The sequence below is a fragment of the Geodermatophilus amargosae genome (genome assembly GCF_041028265.1).
Classification (GTDB): Bacteria; Actinomycetota; Actinomycetes; order Mycobacteriales; family Geodermatophilaceae; genus Geodermatophilus; species Geodermatophilus amargosae_A.
The window spans coordinates 155270-176632 of the sequence record NZ_JABGCW010000011.1; the positions used below are offsets into that span (position 1 = coordinate 155270).

General features: G+C 73.4%; 22 protein-coding genes. 4 read left to right on the plus strand and 18 right to left on the minus strand.

Features of this window, described 5'->3' with window-relative positions; genetic code table 11:
- Positions 1–229: 229 nt before the first annotated feature.
- Positions 230–1423: an MFS transporter gene (locus tag HLV61_RS15200; RefSeq protein WP_369256845.1), complete on the minus strand. Its 1194-nt coding sequence runs from the start codon at positions 1421–1423 to the stop codon at positions 230–232.
- Between the two features lie 243 nt (positions 1424–1666).
- Here HLV61_RS15200 and HLV61_RS15205 point away from each other — a divergent pair, with 243 nt between their 5' ends.
- Entirely contained in the window at positions 1667–2293 is a 627-nt protein-coding gene (locus tag HLV61_RS15205; RefSeq protein WP_369256847.1) for a hypothetical protein, read from the plus strand.
- Positions 2294–2368: 75 nt separating this feature from the next.
- Here the strand turns inward: HLV61_RS15205 and purU are convergent, their stop codons facing one another.
- Positions 2369–3241 carry a formyltetrahydrofolate deformylase gene (gene purU, locus HLV61_RS15210; RefSeq protein WP_369256849.1) on the minus strand — a complete coding sequence of 291 codons (873 nt, stop codon included), beginning with the start codon at positions 3239–3241 and terminating at the stop codon, positions 2369–2371.
- A gap of 307 nt (positions 3242–3548) precedes the next feature.
- Between purU and HLV61_RS15215 the strand changes: the two genes are divergently transcribed.
- The gene (locus tag HLV61_RS15215) at positions 3549–4169 is read left to right on the plus strand and encodes an antibiotic biosynthesis monooxygenase (protein ID WP_369256851.1); all 621 of its coding nucleotides are present in this window, start codon (positions 3549–3551) and stop codon (positions 4167–4169) included.
- Between the two features lie 10 nt (positions 4170–4179).
- Here the strand turns inward: HLV61_RS15215 and HLV61_RS15220 are convergent, their stop codons facing one another.
- From HLV61_RS15220 to HLV61_RS15280, 13 genes are all read right to left on the minus strand, one after another.
- Positions 4180–5211, minus strand: coding sequence for an amidohydrolase family protein (locus tag HLV61_RS15220; RefSeq protein WP_369256853.1), 1032 nt, complete (start codon positions 5209–5211; stop codon positions 4180–4182).
- On the minus strand, positions 5208–5993 hold the full coding sequence (locus tag HLV61_RS15225) for a DUF1932 domain-containing protein (RefSeq protein WP_369256855.1): 786 nt from the start codon (positions 5991–5993) through the stop codon (positions 5208–5210). The genes HLV61_RS15220 and HLV61_RS15225 overlap by 4 nt, the downstream gene beginning before the upstream one ends.
- Complete coding sequence (locus HLV61_RS15230) at positions 5990–6946, minus strand: VOC family protein (RefSeq protein WP_369256857.1); 957 nt, start codon at positions 6944–6946, stop codon at positions 5990–5992. The genes HLV61_RS15225 and HLV61_RS15230 overlap by 4 nt, the downstream gene beginning before the upstream one ends.
- 41 nt (positions 6947–6987) lie before the next feature.
- On the minus strand, positions 6988–8067 hold the full coding sequence (locus tag HLV61_RS15235; RefSeq protein WP_369256859.1) for a 4-oxalomesaconate tautomerase: 1080 nt from the start codon (positions 8065–8067) through the stop codon (positions 6988–6990).
- Complete coding sequence (locus tag HLV61_RS15240; RefSeq protein ID WP_369256861.1) at positions 8064–8768, minus strand: 4-carboxy-4-hydroxy-2-oxoadipate aldolase/oxaloacetate decarboxylase; 705 nt, start codon at positions 8766–8768, stop codon at positions 8064–8066. The genes HLV61_RS15235 and HLV61_RS15240 overlap by 4 nt, the downstream gene beginning before the upstream one ends.
- Positions 8765–9418, minus strand: coding sequence for a GntR family transcriptional regulator (locus HLV61_RS15245; protein WP_369256863.1), 654 nt, complete (start codon positions 9416–9418; stop codon positions 8765–8767). The genes HLV61_RS15240 and HLV61_RS15245 overlap by 4 nt, the downstream gene beginning before the upstream one ends.
- A 78-nt stretch (positions 9419–9496) precedes the next feature.
- Positions 9497–10165, minus strand: coding sequence for a GntR family transcriptional regulator (locus HLV61_RS15250; protein ID WP_369256865.1), 669 nt, complete (start codon positions 10163–10165; stop codon positions 9497–9499).
- A gap of 133 nt (positions 10166–10298) precedes the next feature.
- Entirely contained in the window at positions 10299–11561 is a 1263-nt protein-coding gene (locus HLV61_RS15255; RefSeq protein ID WP_369256867.1) for an ABC transporter substrate-binding protein, read from the minus strand.
- Complete coding sequence (locus HLV61_RS15260; protein ID WP_369256869.1) at positions 11558–12664, minus strand: branched-chain amino acid ABC transporter permease; 1107 nt, start codon at positions 12662–12664, stop codon at positions 11558–11560. The genes HLV61_RS15255 and HLV61_RS15260 overlap by 4 nt, the downstream gene beginning before the upstream one ends.
- Positions 12664–13545: a branched-chain amino acid ABC transporter permease gene (locus HLV61_RS15265; RefSeq protein ID WP_369256870.1), complete on the minus strand. Its 882-nt coding sequence runs from the start codon at positions 13543–13545 to the stop codon at positions 12664–12666. Before HLV61_RS15265 ends, HLV61_RS15260 begins: the two co-directional genes overlap by 1 nt.
- A gap of 1 nt (position 13546) precedes the next feature.
- Positions 13547–14257, minus strand: coding sequence for an ABC transporter ATP-binding protein (locus HLV61_RS15270; protein ID WP_369256872.1), 711 nt, complete (start codon positions 14255–14257; stop codon positions 13547–13549).
- A complete protein-coding gene (locus HLV61_RS15275) occupies positions 14244–14999 on the minus strand; it encodes an ABC transporter ATP-binding protein (protein WP_369256874.1) in 756 nt (251 codons plus the stop codon). Before HLV61_RS15275 ends, HLV61_RS15270 begins: the two co-directional genes overlap by 14 nt.
- A 156-nt stretch (positions 15000–15155) precedes the next feature.
- Positions 15156–16376, minus strand: coding sequence for an MFS transporter (locus HLV61_RS15280; protein WP_369256876.1), 1221 nt, complete (start codon positions 16374–16376; stop codon positions 15156–15158).
- A 366-nt stretch (positions 16377–16742) separates the two neighbouring features.
- Here HLV61_RS15280 and ligM point away from each other — a divergent pair, with 366 nt between their 5' ends.
- Together ligM and HLV61_RS15290 are read left to right on the plus strand one after the other, a co-directional pair.
- Positions 16743–18143, plus strand: a complete 1401-nt coding sequence (gene ligM / locus HLV61_RS15285; RefSeq protein WP_369256878.1) for a vanillate/3-O-methylgallate O-demethylase — start codon at positions 16743–16745, stop codon at positions 18141–18143.
- Between the two features lie 243 nt (positions 18144–18386).
- On the plus strand, positions 18387–19748 hold the full coding sequence (locus tag HLV61_RS15290; RefSeq protein WP_369256880.1) for an aminomethyl transferase family protein: 1362 nt from the start codon (positions 18387–18389) through the stop codon (positions 19746–19748).
- Between the two features lie 70 nt (positions 19749–19818).
- On the opposite strand, the gene HLV61_RS15295 is transcribed toward HLV61_RS15290, so the two are convergent.
- Genes HLV61_RS15295 through HLV61_RS15305 form a run of 3 tightly spaced genes read right to left on the minus strand, consistent with a single transcriptional unit; the run spans position 19819 to position 21362 of the window.
- Entirely contained in the window at positions 19819–20676 is an 858-nt protein-coding gene (locus HLV61_RS15295) for a class III extradiol dioxygenase family protein (protein ID WP_369256882.1), read from the minus strand.
- Positions 20669–21037 (minus strand): protocatechuate 4,5-dioxygenase subunit alpha, encoded by a 369-nt coding sequence (ligA, locus tag HLV61_RS15300; protein WP_369256884.1) that lies wholly within the window; start codon positions 21035–21037, stop codon positions 20669–20671. Before ligA ends, HLV61_RS15295 begins: the two co-directional genes overlap by 8 nt.
- Before the next feature lie 46 nt (positions 21038–21083).
- Positions 21084–21362 carry a muconolactone Delta-isomerase family protein gene (locus HLV61_RS15305; protein WP_369256886.1) on the minus strand — a complete coding sequence of 93 codons (279 nt, stop codon included), beginning with the start codon at positions 21360–21362 and terminating at the stop codon, positions 21084–21086.
- Between the last annotated feature and the right edge of the window lies 1 nt (position 21363).

The window sequence follows — 21363 nt, forward strand, 5'->3', positions numbered from 1 at the left end:
TCCGCGCCGGTCGGCGGGTGCTCGATGGCGCTCGGCCCCGAGATGCTGGGGCACGACCCGGGTCTTGCCGCAAGGCCCCGGCCGCGCTGTACGTTGAGGTGGCAGGGAGAGGCACTGTGCCCCCGCGTCCGGACCGGGCGAACGGATCACCTGCGGCCCGGCCGTCCGGGCGAGCCCGATCACCACCGTGTCGGCCGCCTCGGTGAGCCCTGCTGGGCCTCTGCGCCCGTCAGGGGCGGACGCCGCCCGGCCGGCGGCGCGGGGTCGCGGCGCGGAGGACGTCGAGGCTGAGGCCGGCGCCCACCGCCGCCACGAGCCCGGCGAGCAGGAAGGGGACGACGAAGCCCCCGGCCGTCTCGGCGAGGAAGCCGCCGAGCGGAGGCCCGGCCAGCTGCGCCAGACCGAAGGCGAGGGTGCACCGACCGAAGGCCCCGGCGAACTCCCGCGGGGTCAGGAAGTCCGAGAGGTGGGCCGCGATCACCGCCGGCAGCCCGGACATCATCAGCCCGAACCCCAGGGCCGACGCCGAGGCCAGCGGTTCCACGCCCAGCGGCACGAGCAGGATGGCGCCGGCCATGGCCAGGTACCCGGCGACCAGCGTGCGACCGCGGCCCCACCGGTCGGACAGCGGTCCGAGCACGATGCCGCCGGCGACCAGGCCGATCCCGACCAGCGTGTAGACCGCCGAGGCGTGGCCGGCCGAGAAGCCGGCGTCGTCCTCCAGCGCGGTCACCAGGTAGCTGGTGTAGACGGAGTAGGCCAGGCCGTAGGCGGCGTAGCTGCCGGTGAGACCGATCCAGCCGGGGACCCGGCGCAGGGCGCCGGCGCGCACGGGGACGCCGTCGTCGCGGTGCGGCGCCGGCCGGAGCAGGAGCAGGCACAGGACCAGCGCGACCACCGCGAGCACCGTCTCCACCAGGTAGACCGTGCGCCAGGAGGCGTCCCCGCCCCGCGCCTGCAGCCCCCACGTCAGCGCGCTGGCGAACACGATCCCCCCGCCGATGCCCGAGCCGGCGACGCCGATCGCGGCGCCGCGGCGCGAGGGACGCACGACCGAACCGGCGAGCCCGGGCGCCGGCACCCAGATGAACGCGCCGCCCACACCGGTCAGGGTCAGTCCGACGGCCAGGCCGCCGGCGCCCCCGGCACGGGTGAGCAGCGCGAGGCCCACGGCGCTGCAGGCCAGGCCCGCCTGGATCAGTGCCGCCGGACGGGCCCGGCGGGACAGCACGCTGACGGCCAGCGTCCCGACGAGGTACGCGGTGACGTTGGCCGTGGCGACCAGCCCGGCGACGGCGTAGGAGTCCAGCAGGTCACGGTTGATCGCCGGCAGCAGCAGCGCGTAGGAGAAGCGGCCGAAGGCCTGGGCGACGGCGGAGGCGAACGCCACGAGCAGGACGAGCCCGCGTGGCCGCACCTGCACGACGCTCCCCCCACCCCTGCTCGACACCCCGCGCCCGCACGACACCGTGACCGGCGGCGGACGGGCCGAGTCCACCAGGTCGGCGCCCGCCGCGCCGCACGCGCCCCGGAGCCCCGGGCGGCGATCCGGCTCCGAGGCCCCGCGGCCCGCGCGCGGAGGACCGTTGTCCGGCGTCCCGCGAGGGAGGACCCTCGGCCGTGCGGCGGTGCCGCAGGGGCGTCGCCGATCCGAGAGGAGGGCGGCATGTACGCCCGATCCACCACCATCCTCGGCGCACGCGACTCCCTCGACGACGCCATCGCCTACGTGCGGGACGAGGTCTGGCCGGCCGTGCGGGACATGGACGGCTGCATCGGCCTGTCGATGATGTGCGACCGCGAGAGCGGCCGGTGCATCGCGACGTCGGCCTGGGAGGACCGGCAGTCGATGCGGGCCAGCGCCGACCGCGTCGAGCCGATGCGCCGGCACCTGATGGAGCGCTTCGGAGCGAGCGAGGACCTCGCGGTGCAGGAGTGGGAGATCGCCGTCCTGCACCGCGAGCACGCCGCCGGGGACGGCGCCTGCGCGCGGATCACCTGGAGCCGCGCCGAGCCGGACAAGGCCGACCAGCTGCTCGACATGTACCGCACCAGCCTGATGCCGCGGATCCAGCAGATGCCCGGCTTCTGCAGCCTCAGCATGCTCCTCGACCGGGACAGCGGCCGCGCCGTCGGCACGGTCGTCCTCGACGGCCGCGAGCACCTCGAGCAGACGCGGGAGCAGGCCCGCACGCTGCGCGAGGAGGCCGTGCGGATCATGGGCGTCGACATCCTCGACGTCGCCGAGATGGACCTCGTCCTCGCCCATCTCCGGGTACCCGAGACCGTCTGACCCGGACACCCGAGGACGCGGGGGCCCGGGCCGCGGCGGCCGGACGGCCCGGCGCCCCCTACTCGGAGACGACGCTCACTCGAAGACGACGGTGCGGTTCCCGCGGATGACGACGCGGTTCTCGGTGTGCCAGCGCACCGCGTGCGAGAGGGCCCGGGTCTCCGCCTCCCGCCCCCGCGCGGCGAGCTGCTCGGGGCTCAGCGAGTGGTCGACGCGGAGCATCTCCTGCTCGATGATCGGGCCCTCGTCCAGGTCCGCGGTGACGTAGTGCGCGGTCGCACCGATGAACTTGACGCCGCGGGCGTGCGCCTGGTGGTACGGACGGGCGCCCTTGAAGCTCGGCAGCATCGAGTGGTGGATGTTGATCGCCCGGCCCTCGAGCTGCTGGCACAGGCCGTCGGAGAGGATCTGCATGTAGCGGGCCAGCACCACCAGCTCCACCCGCTCCGCGCGCACGATGTCGAGCAGCGCCGCCTCGGCCTCGGGCTTGGTCTCGCGGGTCACCGGGACGTGGTGGAAGGGGACGCGGTAGAACTCGGCGATGCCCCGCAGGTCGGGGTGGTTGGAGACGATCGCGACGACGTCGAGGTTGAGCTCGCCGATCGAGTTGCGGAACAGCAGGTCGTTGAGGCAGTGCGCGTACTGGCTGACCATGATGAGCACGCGCTGGCGCTCGGCGGCGTCGGCGATCCGCCAGGACATCCCGAAGCGCTGCGCGGTCTCCTCGAAGGTCCGGCACAGGTGGGCGAAGTCCAGCGGTGCGCCGTCGACGTGGGCGAACTCGACCCGCATGTAGAACATGCCGCTCGCGGCGCTGTCGAACTGGTGGCTCTCCACGATGGTGCACCGCTCCTGCACGAGCAGTCCGGACACCGCGTGCACGATGCCCGGAGCATCCGGGCAGGACAGCACCAGGACACCGTGCTGGGCGTCGGCGGGCCGGGTCATCGCGCCTCCTCCTAGGGACCGTCCCCGGACGCGGCCGGCCGGCCGCGTCCCGGGTCGTCCCCGTGGCCCGCGCGAACGGGTCCTCGGGGACGGTGCTGCCGAACCTATCCACCGCAGGGGTGTGACGGGTGCCGCAGATGACCTCTCCGGGACGGCGGGACGTGTCGTCCCGGCCGCGACAATCGACGTAGGCCCGCCCACCGCGTCGTCACTGCGCGCCGCGCCCCCCGGGTGGCACCCTGGCCCGACCGGCGTTGCCGGCGGGGCGCCGCCGGCCGGGAGGGCACCTGGAGGAGGAGTGGCGCAGATGTACGCCCGATCCACCACCATCTCCGGGACCCCCGGGTCGGTGGACGCGGCGGTCGACCACGCCCGCGACGAGGTGATGCCGGCGATGCAGCGGATGGACGGCTGCCTCGGCCTGTCGGTGCTCGCCGACCGCACCGGCGGCCGCTGCGTCGTCACGACGTCGTGGCGGGACGAGGCCGTGCTGAAGGACAGCCGCGAGCGCGTCCGGGACCTCGCCGAGCGGACCGCCGCGATCCTGGGCGGGCAGCCCGAGGTGCAGGAGTGGCAGATCGCGGCGATGCACCGCGTCCCGGACGCCGGGGAGGGCGCCCGGGCCCGGGTCACCTGGCTGCGCACCGAGCCCGCCGCCGTCGACCGCGCCGTGGACGCCGTCCGCCTGTCGCTGATGCCGAAGCTCGACGACCTGCCCGGGTTCTGCAGCGTCAGCGTCATGGTCCGCCGGGAGGAGGGGCTCACCGTGGCCGCCGTGTCCTACGACAGCCGCGCGCACGCCGAGCAGGCCGGCGAGGGCGCGCGGGAGTTCCGCGAGGAGTTCGCCCCCGCCCTGGGCATCGAGGTCGTCGACACCGCCGAGTTCGACGTCGCGGTCGCCCACCTGCGGGTCCCCGAGACGTCCTGACCCCTCCCGGTCAGCGCCCCAGGGCTGTCAGCGCCGCGTCGAGCCGGGGGTAGACCCGCCGGACGTTGCCCTCGAAGACGGCCGTCCGCGCGTCGTCGTCGAGGGCCCCCTTCGTGAACGAGGCCTCCACGTAGCGCCGGGTGTCGTCGTAGTGGTGCCCGGTCCGCGGGTCGATGCCGCGCACCGCGCCCACCATCTCGGAGCCGAAGAGGACGTTCGGGGTGTCCACCACGTCCAGCAGCAGGTCGATGCCCGGCTGGTGGTAGACGCAGGTGTCGAAGAAGACGTTGCCCATGACGTTGGACTCCACCGGCGGCTGCCCGAGCATGTCGGCCAGTCCCCGGTACCGGCCCCAGTGGTAGGGCACCGCTCCGCCGCCGTGCGGGATGACCAGCCGCAGGTCCGGCAGGTCGTCGAACAGCCGGCCCTGCACGAGCTGCATGAAGGCCGTGGTGTCGGCGTTGACGTAGTACGCGCCCGTCGCGTGGAACACCGGGGTGGCCGACGCCGAGACGTGCACCATGGCCGGCACGTCCAGCTCGACCATCGCCTCGTAGAGCGGGTACCAGCTGCGGTCGGTCAGGGCCGGGGAGGTCCAGAAGCCGCCGCTGGGATCGGGGTTGAGGTTGCAGCCGACGAACCCGAGCTCCTCCACGCACCGGCGCAGCTCGGCGATCGAGGCCCGCAGGTCCGAGCCGGGCGACTGCGGCAGCTGGCAGACGGGCACGAACCGCCCCGGGTGGAGGGTCGCCACGCGGTGCACGAGGTCGTTGCACCGGCGCGACCACTCCAGGCTGACGGCCGCGTCGCCGACGTGGTGGGCCATCGCCGAGGCGCGCGGCGAGAACAGCGTGACGTCGATGCCGCGCTCGTCCATCAGGCGCAGCTGGCTCGACCGGACCGTCTCGCGGATCTCGTCGTCGCTGATCGACGGATAGGCCGGCGGCGTCGTCCCCGCCCCCCAGGCCGCCACCTGCTGCTCGCGCCAGGCGGTGTGCGCGGCCGGGGCCGTCGTGTAGTGCCCGTGGCAGTCGATGATCACGTGCTCTCCTCCAGGGCGGCGTCGCGGAGCTCCACGAGCAGGTCGCGGGCGGCCGGGGCGACCCGGGCCGGGACGCCCAGCTCCTGCAGCTGCTCGGTGGCCGCCGCCATCTCGTCGGCGCGGCGCCGGGCGTGCGTCCGCGTGCCGTCGACCAGCCGGTCGACCGTGCGCTCGTCGAAGCCGGCCAGCTCCGCGGCGATGTTCCCGCGCAGCCAGTCGGCGCACCCGGCCGCCTCGGCACCGCGCAGCGCCTCCACGACGGCCGCGGCCAGCCCCTTGTAGAAGACACTGCGCAGCAGCTTGCGCGACATGGCGGTCCCCACCGGACCCGGCTGGACGTCGACGTCGGCACCGAGGCCGGCGAGGAGCTCGGCGTAGCGGCCGGCCGCGTCGCCGGACACCAGCATCGGCGTGCGGAGGCCCTTGCCCGGTACCGGTGACATGAGCGCGACGTCGACGACGGGTACCCCCTGCTCCCCCGCCCGCCCGGCCAGGGCGGCCTTGAGGCCGGGGCTGGCGGTGTTCAGGTCGGCCCACAGCGTTCCCGGACGCACCGACGGCAGCGCGTTCTCCAGCGCGGTCATCGCGTCGTGGGAGCTGTTGACGCTGAGCACCAGGTCGGCGTCGGCCACCGCGTCGGCCTCGCTCCCCCGCGGGTCGACCCCGTCGACGCGGATGGGCTTCGGGTCGTAGCCGCGCACGTCGGCCCCGGCCGCGACGAGGTCCCGCGCGATCTCCGACCCCGCCTCGCCCAGGCCGAGGACGGCCACCGCGATGCTCACCGGCCGGAGACCTCGACCGGCGGCGTGCCGTGGGTGTGGAAGGTGCTGATGGTCTGCAGCCCCCACGCCTGGCCCTTGGCCCGCTCGGCCGCGGACCAGTCGATCGGCTGCCAGTCGGGGGCCAGGACGAGCCGGGCGGCGGGGTTGTCCAGCTCGATCCGGTTGCCGGCCGGGTCCCAGACGTAGAGGAAGAAGCTCTGCTGGATGGTGTGCTTGTGCGGCCCGGTCTCGATGTGGATGCCGTGCTCGAGCGCCAGGTCCGCGGCGCGGATGACGTCGTCCCGGCTGTCGACGGCGAAGGACAGGTGGTGCAGCCTGCCGGAGGTGCCGGTGTTGTCCCGGGTCCAGACCGCGTCGTACCCCTTGTTCGTGAACGTCGTCCAGCTCCCGGCGACGCCGTCGTCGAGGACGATCTGCTCGGTGACCATCCCGCCGAGGACGTCCCGGGCGAAGTCGCGGTTGGCCACCACGTCGACGCCGAGGAAGTTGACGTGGTCGATGCGGCGGACGCTGACGCCGCGGCCGGGATAGGCCTGGGCCTGGTTCTTCAGCGCGGGCACGAGGTCACCCGTCGGCCGGTACCACTCGGTCTCGTAGTAGACGCCCATCTCGTGGCCGTCGGGGTCGGTGAAGACGTAGACCGGCCCGTAGCCGGGGTCGCCGTCCTGCCAGCCGCGGCCCAGCCCGGTCGCCTCGATCGCGGCCACCCGGCGCTGCAGCGCCTCGGGCGTGCCGGCCCGGAAGTTGGTCCGGCCGACGCCGGGCCGCGGCGCGGCGGTCAGCTTGATCGTCGTGTTCTCGTAGTCGTCCCACGCCCGCAGGAACACCGAGTCGCCGGCCGACCCGTTCTCGGTCATGCCCAGGTAGCGGACGTAGAAGTCCAGGCACTCCTCCGGCTTGTCGGTGAGGACCTCGACGTGGGCGAGGTGCGCGATGTCGTGGAGCGGCGGCACGGGGTTCCTCCGGTGAGGTCTGGTCGGACGGGGACGGCGGGTCAGGCGCGGGGGAAGGCCGTGCCGTCGAACAGCTTCCGGGCGGTGCGGACGACCCCGGAGCGGACCACCCGCGGCGTCGTGCCGGAGGTGTCGACGACGACGTCGACCAGCAGGTGGCCGGTGGGGTGCTCGACGTCGACCTGTGAGTCCCCGCGCGGCCAGTCGGCGGTGAGCTCGTGGCCGACCGCGCCCGGGAGCAGCATCCCGGTGACGACGCTGACCGCGCCGAGCACTCCGATCGAGCTGTGCGGCTGCACCGGGATGAACGAGCGGGTGCAGACCTGACCGCCGTCGCGCGGGGCGGCGAGCAGCACCGTCTTGGGCACCGACGCGCGGGAGACGTCGCCCATGCCCATGAGCTCGGCGGCCTTCCGGCGGAAGGCGTCCACCCGGTCGAGCAGCGCCGCGTCCGCGGCCAGGTCCTCGTGCCGCTCGTACCCGGTGAGCCCGAACGACGAGGCGAGCGCCAGGACGACCGGCATGCCGTTGTCGACGCAGGTGACCTCGATGCCCTCGACGGTGTCGCGGACGTGGCCGGTCGGCAGCAGCGCGCCGGTGGCCGACCCCTCGGTGTCGGTGAAGGCGAGGACGACGGGAGCGGCCGTCCCGGGGACGCCGGCGATCGCGACGTCGCCGCGGTACTCGACCCGCCCCCCGGGGGTCGGGAAGGTGGCGACGGCGACGCTGTCGGAGTTGACCATGCGGATCCGCACGCTGGTCTCGGGCTCCGCGGCGGGCACGATGCCGCGCTCGACCGCGAACGGTCCGACGCCGGCCAGGATGTTGCCGCAGTTCTGCCGCTCGCTCACGGTGGCCTCGTCCACGCCGAGCTGCAGGAAGAGGTAGTCGACGTCGACGTCCGGGGCCTCCGACGGCGAGACGACCGCCACCTTGCTGGTGAGCGTGGTGGCGCCCCCGAGGCCGTCGATCTGCCGGGGGTCCGGTGTCCCCATGAGCCGCAGCAGCAGGTCGTCGCGCGCCGCGGGGTCGCCCGGGAGGTCCTTCGCCTCGAGGTACAGCCCGCGCGAGGTGCCCCCGCGCAGCATCGTGCAGCGCACCCCGGCGTCGTCGTAGCTCACCGCTCCGCCTCCGTGAACTCGTCGTGGGACACGTACTCGATGCCGAAGTCAGGAAGCCGCCCGCGCAGGCCGTAGCGGTCCAGCCCCAGCTCGCCCTGCCGGAACGCCTCGCGGCTGGCCGCCTCCTTGTCGAGACGGTCCCGGGAGGCGCGCAGCGCGCGCGGCACGTCCAGGCGCGGCACCACCATCACGCCGTCGTCGTCGGCGACCACCACGTCGCCGGCGCAGATCCGCTGGCCACCCAGCACGACCGGCACGTTGACCGCGCCCGCGGTGGCCTTCACCGAGCCCTGGGCGCTGACCGCGGTCGACCAGGCGGGGAAGCCCATCTCCCGCAGCTCCGCGACGTCGCGCACCCCGCTGCCCAGCACGACGCCCCGGACCCCGCGGTGGGCCAGCGCGGTGGCGAACAGCTCGCCGAACAGGCCGTCGCTCGACGGCGAGTTGGTGGCCACGACGAGCACGTCACCGGGCCGGCACTGCTCCACGGCCACGTGGATCATCAGGTTGTCCCCCGGCCAGCACAGCACCGTCACGGCCGTGCCGCCGATGCGGGCCCCCGGCCAGGCCGGCCGGAACGCCGGGCCCAGGTAGCCGACCCGCCCGAGCGCCTCGTGGACCGTGGCGACCCCGAGGCCGCCGAGCGCCTCGGCGTCCCCGGCGTCGGCGCGCGGCGGATCGGTGACGACGACGGTCCTCATGCTGGTCCTCCCGGATCGGGGATCGGCTCCGACAGCGCCGCGATGACGCCGCGGAGGTGGGTGCTCGCCGCGGCCTCGGCCCGGGCGGGGTCCCGTGCCGTGACGGCGTCCACCAGCTCGGTGAGCCCGGCCAGGCTCACGCGGGGCCGGCCGGGCCGCAGCGAGAGGCGGAACTGGTGGCGGACCAGCTGGGCCTGGAGCCGGCCGACCAGGTCCGCGGCGATCGGGTGGCGGGCGGCCTCCCCGACCAGCCCGTACAGCTGCTGGATGAGCTCGGAGTACGTGCGGACGTCGCCGGAGTCGACCGCGGCGGTCATCGTCTCCAGGTGGGCGCGCAGCCCGTCGATCTCCGCGTCGGTGATGCGCTCGGCCGCCTTGCGCGCCAGCAGGGCCTCGAGGGGCAGCCGGACCTCGGTGATCGCGACCGCCTCGTCGGTGGACACGACCCGGACCCGCGCCCCGCGGTTGGGGATCCGCTCCACGAGGCCCTCGGCGATCAGCGCGTCGATCGCCAGCCGGACGGCGCCGCGGCTGACCCCCGTGCGGGCCACCAGGTCGGCCTCGACCAGCCGGTAGCCCGGTGGCATGTCACCGCGGGAGATCGCGACGCGGACGAAGCTCTCCGCCGTCTCCTGGGCCCCGGACGCCATGGCCGCACCGTAACCCACCACCGTCCGATTGCCAACGATCCTGTGAGCAATCCAGGGCGGGCGTACGCCGGAGGCCCGCTACGCCCCCGCCGGCTGGAGCAGCAGCTCGTCGATCCCGCCCTGCAGGTGTGTCCGGGCAGCCTGCTCGGCGGCGTCGGCCCGGCGTCCCGCGACGGCATGGACGACCTCCGTCAGCTCGGCGAGTGCCTGCTGACTGCGTCCCGGGCGCAGCAGGAGCTGGAACCGGTGCCGCGCGATGCGGCCCTGCAGGCGCTCGACCAGTGACGACGCCAGGGGCTGGTGCGCGGCCTCCGCCACGAGCCGGTGGTGCTCCTGGACCAGCTCCCAGCACTCGAGCGGCTCGCGCTCGGCCACGGCCCGCTGCAACCGCCCCAGGTTCGCGAGGAGGCGGTCGACCTGCTCGTCGGTGGCGTTCTGCGCCGCCTTGCGCGCCAGCAGTCCGTCGAGGACCTGGCGGCACTCCAGGATGGCGACCACCTCGGAGCCGGACACCACCCGGACGCGCGCCCCGCGGTGGGGGATCCGCTCGACCAGGCCCTCGGCGATCAGGGCGTCCAGGGCCAGCCGGGCGCTGTTGCGGGTCACGCCGTACCGCTCACCCAGTTCAGGCTCGACCAGCCGCTGTCCCGGGACGACGGCCCCCCGCGTGATCTCCTCACGGAGTCGCTGCTCGGCGATGCGCCTGGCCCGAACGCCCGTCAGCAGGCGGGTGCCCTCGCCGCTCACCTGGGCCTCCAGCTCACCGTGGGGATCGTGGTCGGGTCGCCCCGGGCGGGCCGCCGGTCCCGTCCGCCGGGAGGACGGCGCACGGAGGGGCGGCCCGTCCGGGAACGGGCCGCCCCTCCGGGTCACGCCGGGATCACTCGAAGGCCTCGACCGTGTCGTAGCCCCTGCCGTTGTACTTCTGCACGACGACCGTCGACACCGCGGGCTGGCCCTCCTGCGTCGTGCTCACCGACGTGTCCGGCAGCATGAGCGGCGCCTCGTAGCCCTCGATCGAGCGCAGCGCCTCCATGAAGTTCTCCCGGGTCGGCTCGGTCATCTCCTGGAAGGCCTGGTCGAGGGTCGCGCCGACCATCCAGCTCCACTGGCAGTGCGGGAACGCCGGCGGATCCGGGTAGTTGCCGTACTCCACGAGGGCCGACAGGTAGGCCTGCACGTCCTCGTCGTCGGCGAACGCGGGGCTCGCCGGCGCCTTGGCGAAGGACACGGAGTAGATGCCGGGGAACGCCGCGCCCCCACCGGGCTCCAGGACCGCACCCGGGCTCGACGTGTTCGAGGGCAGGAACCAGCTCGGCGTCCAGTTGAGCTGCTGGGCCTTCTGCAGTGCCCCCACCACCAGCGGGACCACCGACATCGCGTTGAAGATGACGTCCGCGCCGCTGTTGGCGAGCTCGGTGATCTGCGCGTCGACCGACGTGTCGGTCGCCTCGTAGGTGAGCTGGTCGACGATCTCGATGTTGTCCGCGCCCTCGACGGCCGACATGAAGCCCTCGACGTAGCCCTCGCCGTAGTCGTCGTTCTGCGACAGGATCGCGACCTTGTGGTCCTGGCCGGAGGCGGCGAGCAGCTCGCCGAAGGCCTCGCCCTCGTTCTGGTAGACGGGCACGAAGCCCAGCTGCCAGGGGCTCTCCTCCGCGTCGCTGAACAGCGGGTCGCCGGTCATGATCAGCACCTGCGGCACCTCGTCTGCGATCGCCGCGTCGCGCCAGGCACGGTTGGTCGGCGTGCCCAGCCCGGCCGTCATCGCGAAGACGTCGTCCTTCAGCTGGTCGTAGTTCGCCGCCGCCTGCTGCGGGTCGTAGGTGTCGTCGAGCGCCTCGATCTCGACCGTGCGGGTCTGCCCGTCACCGAACTCGATCCCGCCCTCGGCGTTGCGCATGCCGAAGTAGGCGGTGATGCCGGCGACCGTGCAGGTGCCCGGTCCCGCGGTGGCACCGCTGAGCGGCGTGGTGATGCCGAGCGTCACCGTGTCGTCGGTGATGCCCGGGCTGGCCGCCCCCTCGGCGGTGTCGCCACCGCGGCCGGCGTCACTGGCACCGCCGCAGGCGCTGAGCGTGACCGCGAGCGCCGACGCCACGGCGATGCCGAGCGCCTTCCGCGACCGGACGTGTCCGTTCATGCGTGCCCTTGCCTCTCTGTCTGGGTTCGCTCCGCCGCGGTGCCCGACCCGGAGGTCGACGACGGAGAGGTCGGTGGCGCGGCGGAGCCGCGGCCGGCGGGAGAGCGCCGCAGCCGGCGCACCAGCGCACGGGGCAGCGACACGAGACCACCGGGGAGCACGAACAGCACGACCAGCAGGAGCGCGCCCTGCAGGAGCGCCGTGAGGCTGGCATCGACGGCGTTGGTGAGGTCCGGGACGACGACGTAGAACACGCCGCCGAGCAGCGACCCCACGATGCTGCCCGCGCCGCCGATGACCATCGCCACGAGCAGCTCGATCGAGTGCCCGAAGCTCATGGTCTCCGGCGACGTGTACTGGACGACGACCATGTACAGGAACCCGCTGACCCCGCCGATGAGCGACGCGATGGTGAACGCGAGCACCTTGTACCGGTACGGCGAGATCCCCATGGACGACGCCACGTTCTCGTTGTCCTTGACGATGGCGAAGGCCCGGCCGTACTTGCCGCGGACGAGGAAGGCGGTCAGCAGGAACACCACGCCGCCGATGCCGAGCACCAGGTACAGCTGGAACTGGTCGTCGTAGAGGCCGCTGCCCTCGGGCGCGTCGGTGAAGCGCGCGGACACGCCCTGCGAGCCGCCGGTGTAGTCGCTGAGCCGCTTCGCGAGCGGTACGCCGACGATGGGCAGGGCGATCGTGACCATCGCGATGGCGAGTCCGCCCAGGCGGGCCGCGGCCAGGGCCACGAGCAGTCCCGCGACCGCCGGGAGCAAGCAGGCGAGCACGAAGACCAGGACGACGTTCCAGCCCTGCGAGATGCCGTAGGCGGTGACGTAGGCGCCGAGACCGAGGAAGAAGATCTGCCCGAGCGAGACCTGCCCGGTGTAGCCCATGACGACGTTGAGCCCGAGCACGGCCACGGCGAAGACCCCGATGCGCGCGAGGGTGTCGTTGAGCGACTCCGTACCGACCAGGGGCAGCGCGGCGAGCCCGGCGAGCAGCAGTAGCGGAGCTCCCCAGCGCACCCACGGCGTCTGGCGGAAGGACCGCGCCGACGGGGGCGGGGAGGAGGAGGTCGGGGTGTCCAGGACTCGGGCCATCACACACGCACCACGGTCTTCCGGCCGAACAGGCCCTGGGGTCGCACGAGGAGGACGACGAAGATGAGGATGAACGGCACGGCGACCTTGAGGTCGAAGCCGATGAAGCCGACGTAGACCGCGGCGAGGTTCTCCAGCACCCCGATGATCCACGCCGCGACGACGACGCCGACCGGGCTGGTGAGACCGCCCAGGATGACGGCGGCCAACGCGTAGACCAGGGCGTTGTCGAGCATGCCCGGTGTCAGGGTGAGCTGCGGTGCCACGAGCGCGCCGGCGACGGCGCCGAGCGCCGCCGCCAGCCCCCAGCCGACCATGAGCAGCCGGTCGACCGGGAGGCCGCTGAACGCCGCCGACTGTGGGTTGATCGCGACCGCTCGCAGCGCGAGGCCGATCTTCGTGCGGACGAAGAGCACCTGCAGCAGCACCATCGCCACCACGATCACCGCGGTGGTCCCGAGCGAGCGGACGCTGACCGAGACGCCCAGGACCGACACGGTGTCGAGGGGGAACAGCGAGGGGAACTGCTGGTTGTTGTAGCCCCAGATCCAGCCGGCGACGCCGGTGATCAGGGTGAGCAGGCCGATCGTGACGACCACGGCGGTGTCGGGGTCCCCGCGTTCGAAGCGCCGGATGAGGTAGCGCTCCACCACCGCGCCCAGCACGAACGAGACCAGGATCGACGCGGTGATCGCGAGGATCACCGGGATCCCCTGGTTGGTGAGCACCCAGGCCACGTAGGCGGCCAGGACGGCCAAGCCGCCCTGCGCGAAGTTGATCAGGCCGGTCGCGGAGTGGACGAGCACGATGGCCAGGGCGAGCGCGGCGTAGACCGAGCCGGTCGACAGGCCGTCGACGACGAGCTGGACGAACTTCTCCATGTCAGCCTCCCAGGTAGGCGCGACGGATCTCGTCCATGCCCTTGAGCTCGGCGGAGGTGCCGGTCAGCACGTTCCGGCCGGTCTCCAGGACCGTGGCGCTGTCGACGAGGGTGAAGGCGAGGTTGGCGTTCTGCTCGACCACGACCATGGCGATGCCGGACTCGACGCGCAGGCGCCGGATCGCGTCGTAGACGTTCTTGGCGGTGCTCGGGGCGAGACCCAGCGAGGCCTCGTCGAGCAGCAGCAGCCGGGGCTTGGACATGATCGCCCGGCTCACGGCGAGCATCTGCTGCTCACCGCCGGACAGGGCCGAGGCGTTCGACCGGATCCGGTCCTGCAGGTTCGGGAACAGGTCCAGGCAGTAGTCGATGTCGGTGTCGACGCCCTTCTTGTCCTTGCGCAGGTAGGCCCCGACCCGCAGGTTCTCCCGGACCGTGAGGTCGCCGAGCGTGCCGCGCCCCTCCGGCACGTGGGCGATCCCGAGGGCGGCGACCTGGTCGGGCCGCAGGCCGCGGATGTCCTTGCCGTCGAAGACGATCCGGCCGCTGGTCCGCACCGTGCCGCTGATGGCGCGGAGCGTGGTGGTCTTGCCGGCACCGTTGGCGCCGAGGATGCCGACCGCCCCGTTGTCGGGGACGTCGAGGGACACCGCCTCCAGCACCTGCACGGGGCCGTAGGACGCGGTGACGTCCTCCAGCTCAAGCAGCGTCATCCGCGGCGTCCTTTCCGATGTAGGCCTCGATCACGCGGGGGTCGGACTGCGCCTCGGCGGCCGTCCCCTCCATCAGCTTGGCGCCGTGGTCGAGCACGACGACGCGATCGGTCAGCGCGGCGATGAGGCCCATGTGGTGCTCGACGATCACGACGGTGACGTCGTCCTCCGCGCGCAGGCGCCGGACCGTCGCGATCAGCTGCTCCACCTCGCTGTGCGGGAGACCGGCGGCGGGCTCGTCGAGCAGCAGGAGCCGCGGCTTCATGAGCAGCGCGCGGCAGAGCTCGACGCTCTTGTGCAGGCCGTGCGACAGCTCGTCGGCCGGCAGGCCCGCGGCCCACCCGAGCTCGTGGCGCTCCAGCAGCTCGAGCGCCTCGGCGCGCAGCTGCCGCTCCGCCCGCCGCGTGCGCGGCGTCCGCACCGCCCACTCCAGCGCTCCGCCGGGGAGCCGGGTGTGCGCACCCAGCAGCACGTTCTCGAGCACCGACGCCCGCAGCTGCAGCGCGGGGTGCTGGAACGTCCGGGCCAGGCCGTGACGCGCGAGCGTCGCGGGACGGGCGCCCTGCACCGGGGCGCCGTCGATGAGCACGGTGCCCGCGGTCGGCTTGTAGTGCCCGCTGATGCAGTTGAACAGCGAGGTCTTGCCCGCGCCGTTGGGCCCGACGAGCCCGAAGATCTGGCCGGGCTCGACGGCGAAGGACACGTCCTGCAGCACCTTGATCCCGCCGAACTGCAGACTCACGTCCTGCAGGGTCAGCCCACCCGCCATCGACTGCGTCTCCCGCCGTTGCGACGTTGCTCCGGTGCGGGCCCCAGCCCGTCGCCGCAACGTACGGAGGTCGCCCGGAAGTGTCAACGATTTGGTACGAGGGTCCGCGTCCGTCGCCGGCGACCGTCGTCAGCCGATCCGCTCGCCTCGCGGCAGCAGCACGGCGCCGGCCACCACGAGGCCGCTGAGGCAGACGAGCACGGCCGACTGGGCCGCCCCGGGGGCGACGGCCGCCCCCACCGCGACCACCAGAGGCGGGCCCAGCAGCTGCCCCACGCCCGAGCCCTGCGTCACCAGGCCGATGGCCGCGCCGGCCGACCCGGTTCCCGCCGACACCGCGGCCAGGCCGGCGAACAGGGCGGCCGGGACCAGCCCGGCGACGAACGAGAAGGCGATGGCCGAGGCGATCCGGATGCCCACCGGGAGCGCCGGGTCGAGCACCCCCCACACGGTGACCGCCATGCCGGCACACCCGGCGGGGACCACCCACCGCAGGGGCGCTCCCCGGTGCAGCAGGTACGCCCCGAGGAGGTTGGCGGGTGCGTTCACGAGGAAGACGACGGCACCGACCAGGCCCGCGTCCGCCACGGACAGGCCCTCCTCGGCGACCAGCGCGGCCGGCAGCAGCCCGACCACGGCCAGGTACTGGGCGGAGTAGAGACCGAAGACGGCGGTGACGATCAGGACCGACGGCGAGCGGAGCGCCCCCAGCAGGCCCCTGAGGGACGGCTGCCGGCGTACCGCGACCGACGGCACCCACCGCAGGACCAGCAGGAGAGCGCCCGCCGCGACGCAGGCGTCGGCGACCGACGCCCCCCGCCAGCCCACCAGCCCGATCGCCGGGGGCACCAGCAGCGCCGCCAGACCGGAGCCGACCGGCATGTAGGCACCCCAGGTCCCGGCGACGAGCCGCCGGTGCCGCGGCCCGGACACCTCCGAGAGCAGGGGCGGCGCCGCGAGGATCACCATCACGAGCCCGAGCCCCTCCCCCAGCCGGGCCACCAGCAGCCACGTGAGCGAGTCGACCACCGCACCACCGAGGTCGGCGGCGACGATCGCCGCCAGACCGAAGCGGAGCTGGCGGGTGAACCCCAGGGTCTGCCCCAGCCACCCGAGCAGGGCGCCACCGGCGGCACTGAGGGCGCTCACCGTCGAGAGGTACCAGGCGGCGGTGGCCGAGCCGAGCCCGAAGTCGTCCGTGAGCACCGGCAGTGCGGCCGCGGCCCCTCCGATCTGGGCCGCGGCGACCACCCCGGCGCCCAGGAGGGCGGCCACGGCGTGCCACGACGTCCGGCCGGGGCCGATCGCGGCCGCGAGTCCGGTCCCCGGGCCGGGCGGCGGATCCCCCATCGTCTGCCCCCTCCGCGGTCCCGAGGGGGCCAGCCTCGCCGATGCCCGCGCCGTCGGTCCGCCGGGGTCCCCGGACACCCCGTCCGCTACGTCAGATGACTCGGCCGCCCCGTCATCCGACGCACGCCGGGCGGCCGGAACGGCCAGGACCGGGTGACGGATGTCTGTGTGCTGGAACACATCGGCGGCTCTAGGCTCGAGCCGCGAAGCGGCATGGGCCACGGCCACGCACGTCCATGGCCTCTCGCGCGGACACCGGGGCGGCGCGACACCCGCACCCGGCCGGACCGCCCGGGCGAGCCGGCCACCGGCCACGGGCCGGCCCCGCCGGCCCGCAGTAGTGACAACCGACGAGAACGGACGGACATGACCGCGAAGAACCTCCAGGAGCTCCTGGACCAGACCGGCGACACCGTGGGCCTGCTGCGCAACTCCCAGCTCGGCGCCTACATCTACCCGGTGGTGCCGTCGGAGTTCACCAACTGGCGTCGCGAGCAGAAGGCGTGGCGCGAGACGGCCGTGCTCTTCGACCAGTCGCACCACATGTTCAACACCTTCATCTCCGGGCCCGACGCGCTGAAGCTGATCTCCGACACCGGCATCAACAGCGTGGCCAACTTCCCGGTCGACATGGCCAAGCAGTTCGTCCCCGTCGGCCCCGAGGGCGGGGTCATCGGCGACGGCATCCTGTTCCACCTGGCCGAGGAGGAGTTCGTCTTCGTCGGCCGGGCGCCGGTGGCGAACTGGCTGGAGTACAAGGGGTCCTCCGGCTACGACGTCGAGATCCGCCAGGACCCGCGCTCGCCCTCGCGGCCGTACGGCAAGGCGGTGTCCCGCGACGTGTGGCGGTTCCAGATCCAGGGCCCCCACGCGTGGCAGGTCATCGAGAAGCTCCACGGCGGTGACCTGGAGCAGCTGAAGTTCTTCCGCATGGCGACGATGACCATCGCCGGCGAGCAGGTCCGCACCCTCCGGCACGGCATGGCCGGCGCACCCGGCCTGGAGATCTGGGGGCCCTACGCGTCCTACGAGAAGATCCGCGACACGATCCTCGAGGTGGGTCAGGAGTTCGGGCTGGAGCCCTGCGGCTCGCGCGCCTACTCCTCGAACACCCTCGAGTCCGGCTGGATCCCCTCACCCCTGCCGGCCATCTACACGGCCGAGGAGCTGCGCCCCTACCGCGAGGCGCTCCCGGCGAACGGATACGAGGCGACCAACGCGCTGGCCGGCAGCTTCGTCTCCGGCAACATCGAGGACTACTACCTCAACCCGTGGGAGCTGGGGTACGGCTCGTTCGTCAAGTTCGACCACGACTTCATCGGCCGCGACGCCCTGGAGGCCATCGACCCGGCCACCCAGCGCCGCAAGGTGACGCTGGCGTGGAACGACGAGGACCTCGCGAAGGTCCTCGGCGCGCTGGTCACCCCCGCTCCGGGCTACCAGTTCTTCGACCTGCCGAACGCGAACTACGGGTCGTCGAACTTCGACGCGGTGCTCGACGCCGACGACAACGTCGTCGGCCTGTCGCTGTTCACCGGCTACAGCGCCAACGAGCGCAAGGGCCTGTCGCTGGCCACGGTGAACCCCGACGTGCCGCTGGGCGCGGAGGTGCGGGTGCTGTGGGGCGAGCCGGACGGCGGGACGGAGAAGACCACGGTCGAGCCGCACGAGCCCTTCGCCGTGCGTGCCGTGGTCAGCCCGGCGCCGTATGCCGAGACCGCCCGCGCGGACTACCACGCGGGCTGGCGCAGCGCCGCCACCTCGTAGTCCGGGCGGTCCAGCGTGCCCGGGCCGGCGTCCGCCGGCCCGGGCACGCTGCGTCTGGCGCCCTGCGACGGATGTCGCAGGGGCGGCGCGACTCCCCGGTGCGGAGGAGGCGTCATCCGCGGGATCCGGCGGGCCCCGCCTCTCCCTAGCGTCGGGACGACGAGTGGCACGGGCCACACGTCTCCGGTCCCCGGCGGCCCAGGGCGCGGTGCCGCCCTCCGCCTGTCACGAGAGGCCCCCGTCATGGCCAACGAATCCCTCGCCGCGGCGCTGTCCCGTGCGAGCAGCCCGGTCGAGCTCCTGCGGAACCTCGACTTCCCGCCCAGCACGTTCCCGGTGAAACCCGAGTTCACCAACTGGCGCACCGAGCAGCGGGCCTGGGTCGAGACCTGCGCCCTGCTCGACCAGTCGCACCACATGACCGACCTCTTCATCGAGGGCCCCGGCGCGCTGCGGCTGCTCAGCGGCCTCGGCGTCAACTCCTTCGCCGGCTTCGGCGTGGGCAAGGCCAAGCAGTTCGTCGCCGTGGACCCCGGGGGTCACCTGATCGGGGACGCCATCCTCTTCCACCTCGAGGAGGAGCTGTTCGACCTCGTGGGGCACCCGATGGTCCTCGACTGGGTGACCTTCAACCTCCAGCGCGGGGACCACGACGCCACGGTGCGGCGCGACGACAACTCGGCCGTGCGCGCGTCCGGGCCGCCGGCGCTCTACCGCTACGAGCTGCAGGGCCCGACGGCCGCCGCGCTGATCGAGCAGGTGACCGGCACCCCGCTGCCGGACGTCCGCTTCTTCAGCATGGCGGACTTCACCATCGCCGGGCAGCGCGTCCGCGGCCTGCGGCACGGCATGGCCGGCCAGCCCGGCTTCGAGCTGTTCGGTCCCTGGGCGGACTCCGACGCGGTCCTCGACGCCCTGCTCCGCGCCGGCGAGGACCACGGGCTCGTGCGGGTGGGCGCCAAGGCGTACTCGACCGCCAACCTCGAGTCCGGCTGGGTGCCGGCGCCGTTGCCCGCGCTGTTCTCCGACGACCCCCTCATGCGGGAGTACCGGGAGTGGCTCCCGGTCGCCAGGGTGGGCTCCCTGGGCGGCAGCCACGCCGCCGACGACATCCGCGACTACTACCTCACGCCCTTCGACGTCGGGTACGGCAAGACGGTCAGGTACGACCACGACTTCGTCGGCCGGGAGGCGCTCGAGCGGCTGGCCGAGGCGCCCCCGCGCACGAAGGTCACCCTCGTGTGGAACGCCGACGACGTCACCGCGGCCGTCGGATCGATGTACCGGCCCGGCCCGGGCGCCAAGTACGTCGAGATGCCGAAGGCCCGCTACGCCACGCACCACGAGGACGCGGTGCTCGCGGGCGGCCGGCAGGTCGGCCTCTCGCTGGACTGCGGGTACCTGGCCAACGAGCGGGTGATGGTCTCGCTCGCCACGCTGGAGAACGAGTACGCCGAGCCGGGGACCGAGGTGACCGTGGTGTGGGGCGAGCAGCCGGTCTCGGCCAAGCCGGCGGTGGAGGAGCACGTGCAGGTGGAGATCCGGGCGACCGTCGCCCCCGTCCCGTTCGTGGACTTCGCCCGGTCGGACTACCGGGCCCGGTGAGGACGTCGTCCCGCGGCCCCCGGGACGACGTCTCCCGGGGGCCGCGGACGGCGACCCGACGGCGGGACGCTCAGCTCGCCTGCGGCGCCCGGTTGTCGAACAGCGCGATGCCGGCCGCGGTGTTGGAGGCCGGCACGAAGTAGTCCGAGTGCACCTTCGTGACCCGCTCGTCCATGGCCCCGCGCATGACCAGCCACATGATCAGCTCGATGCCCTCCGAGCCGGCCTGGCGGATCAGCTCCTCGCGGGACATCGCCGCCAGGCTGGCCGGGTCCGTCTCGATCGCCTGCATCCAGTGGGCGTCGAACTCCGGGTTGATGAAGCCCGCGCGGGTCCCGGCCAGCTGGTGGGACATGCCGCCGGTGCCGAGGACGCCGACCGTGACGTCCTTCGGGTAGCTGCGGATGGCCCGGCCCAGCGCCTGCCCGAGCGCGTAGCAGCGCGCCGCCGTGGGCTGCGGGTACTGGATGACGTTGACCAGCAGCGGGATCACCGGGCAGGGCCAGGCGTCCCCCGGGTCGGGGGTCCAGACCGACAGCGGCACGGTGAACCCGTGGTCGACGGCGAGCTCCTGGAAGACGGTCAGGTCGAAGTGGTCGTCGACCAGGCTCTGCACCAGGTGGAAGGAGAGCTCCGGGTCGCCGATCACGTCCGGCACCGGCCGGCGGCCGAAGCCCTCGTCGGCCACCTCGTACCGCTCGGCGGTGCCCAGCCCGAAGGTCGGGACGAAGTCCAAGTCGATGCCGTTGGCGTGGTCGTTGTAGACCAGGATGGCGACGTCGGGCCGGTGCTCGGCCAGCCAGGCCCGCGCCGGGGCGTACCCGTCGAACAGCGCCTTCCAGTTCGGGTCCTCGGCCTTGCCGCGGTCCATCGCCGCGCCGATCGAGGGCACGTGCGAGGTCGCCAGACCCCAGATCACCTCAGCCATCCCTGCGTCCTCCCGCTCGCATCGCCGCCAGGAAGTCCTCCTCGCCCATGCCGGTGAAGACCCCACCGAGGTACTGCATCGACCGGCCGTCCATCATCGCCAGCTTGTACACGTAGAAGATGCTGCCGCCGAGGTCGATCATCGCCTGCCAGTCGCGGTCGAGCACGGCCTGCTCCTGCTCGTCGGAGAGGCCGAACTCCCGGCAGTAGGCGGACTCGCCGGCGAGGAAGCGCTCGCGGTTGGCGGCGTGGCGCAGGCTCATGAACAGCTTGTTCATGCGCATACCCCGCCGGCTGGTGTCCCCGTCGAAGATCGGGGTGCCCGGCACGTCCAGGCGGCCGGTGCCGCTGTCGGTGCTCATGACCGGTCCTCCTCTCCCCCGCGGGGGGCGGTGCCCGACGGGGAGGTCACGTCCGCTCCTGGGGATGGGTGGCCAGCGCCTCCACGTGCACGTCGAGCCACGGGGCCATCGGCAGCGACATGAGCGCGTCGTGCAGCGCCGCCGGGTCCTCGGCCTCGTAGAGCCCGATCGTCGCGTTGCGGCCCGGTACCCGCCACAGCCGCTTCAGCACCCCGGCGGCGCGCAGCTCCATGGCCCGCGCGCGCTCCCCTGCGCGCAGCTCGTCGCGCCGCTCGGCCGGGGTGTCGGCCGGCAGCCGGTTCTCGGACCGGACGAGGAACTCCACG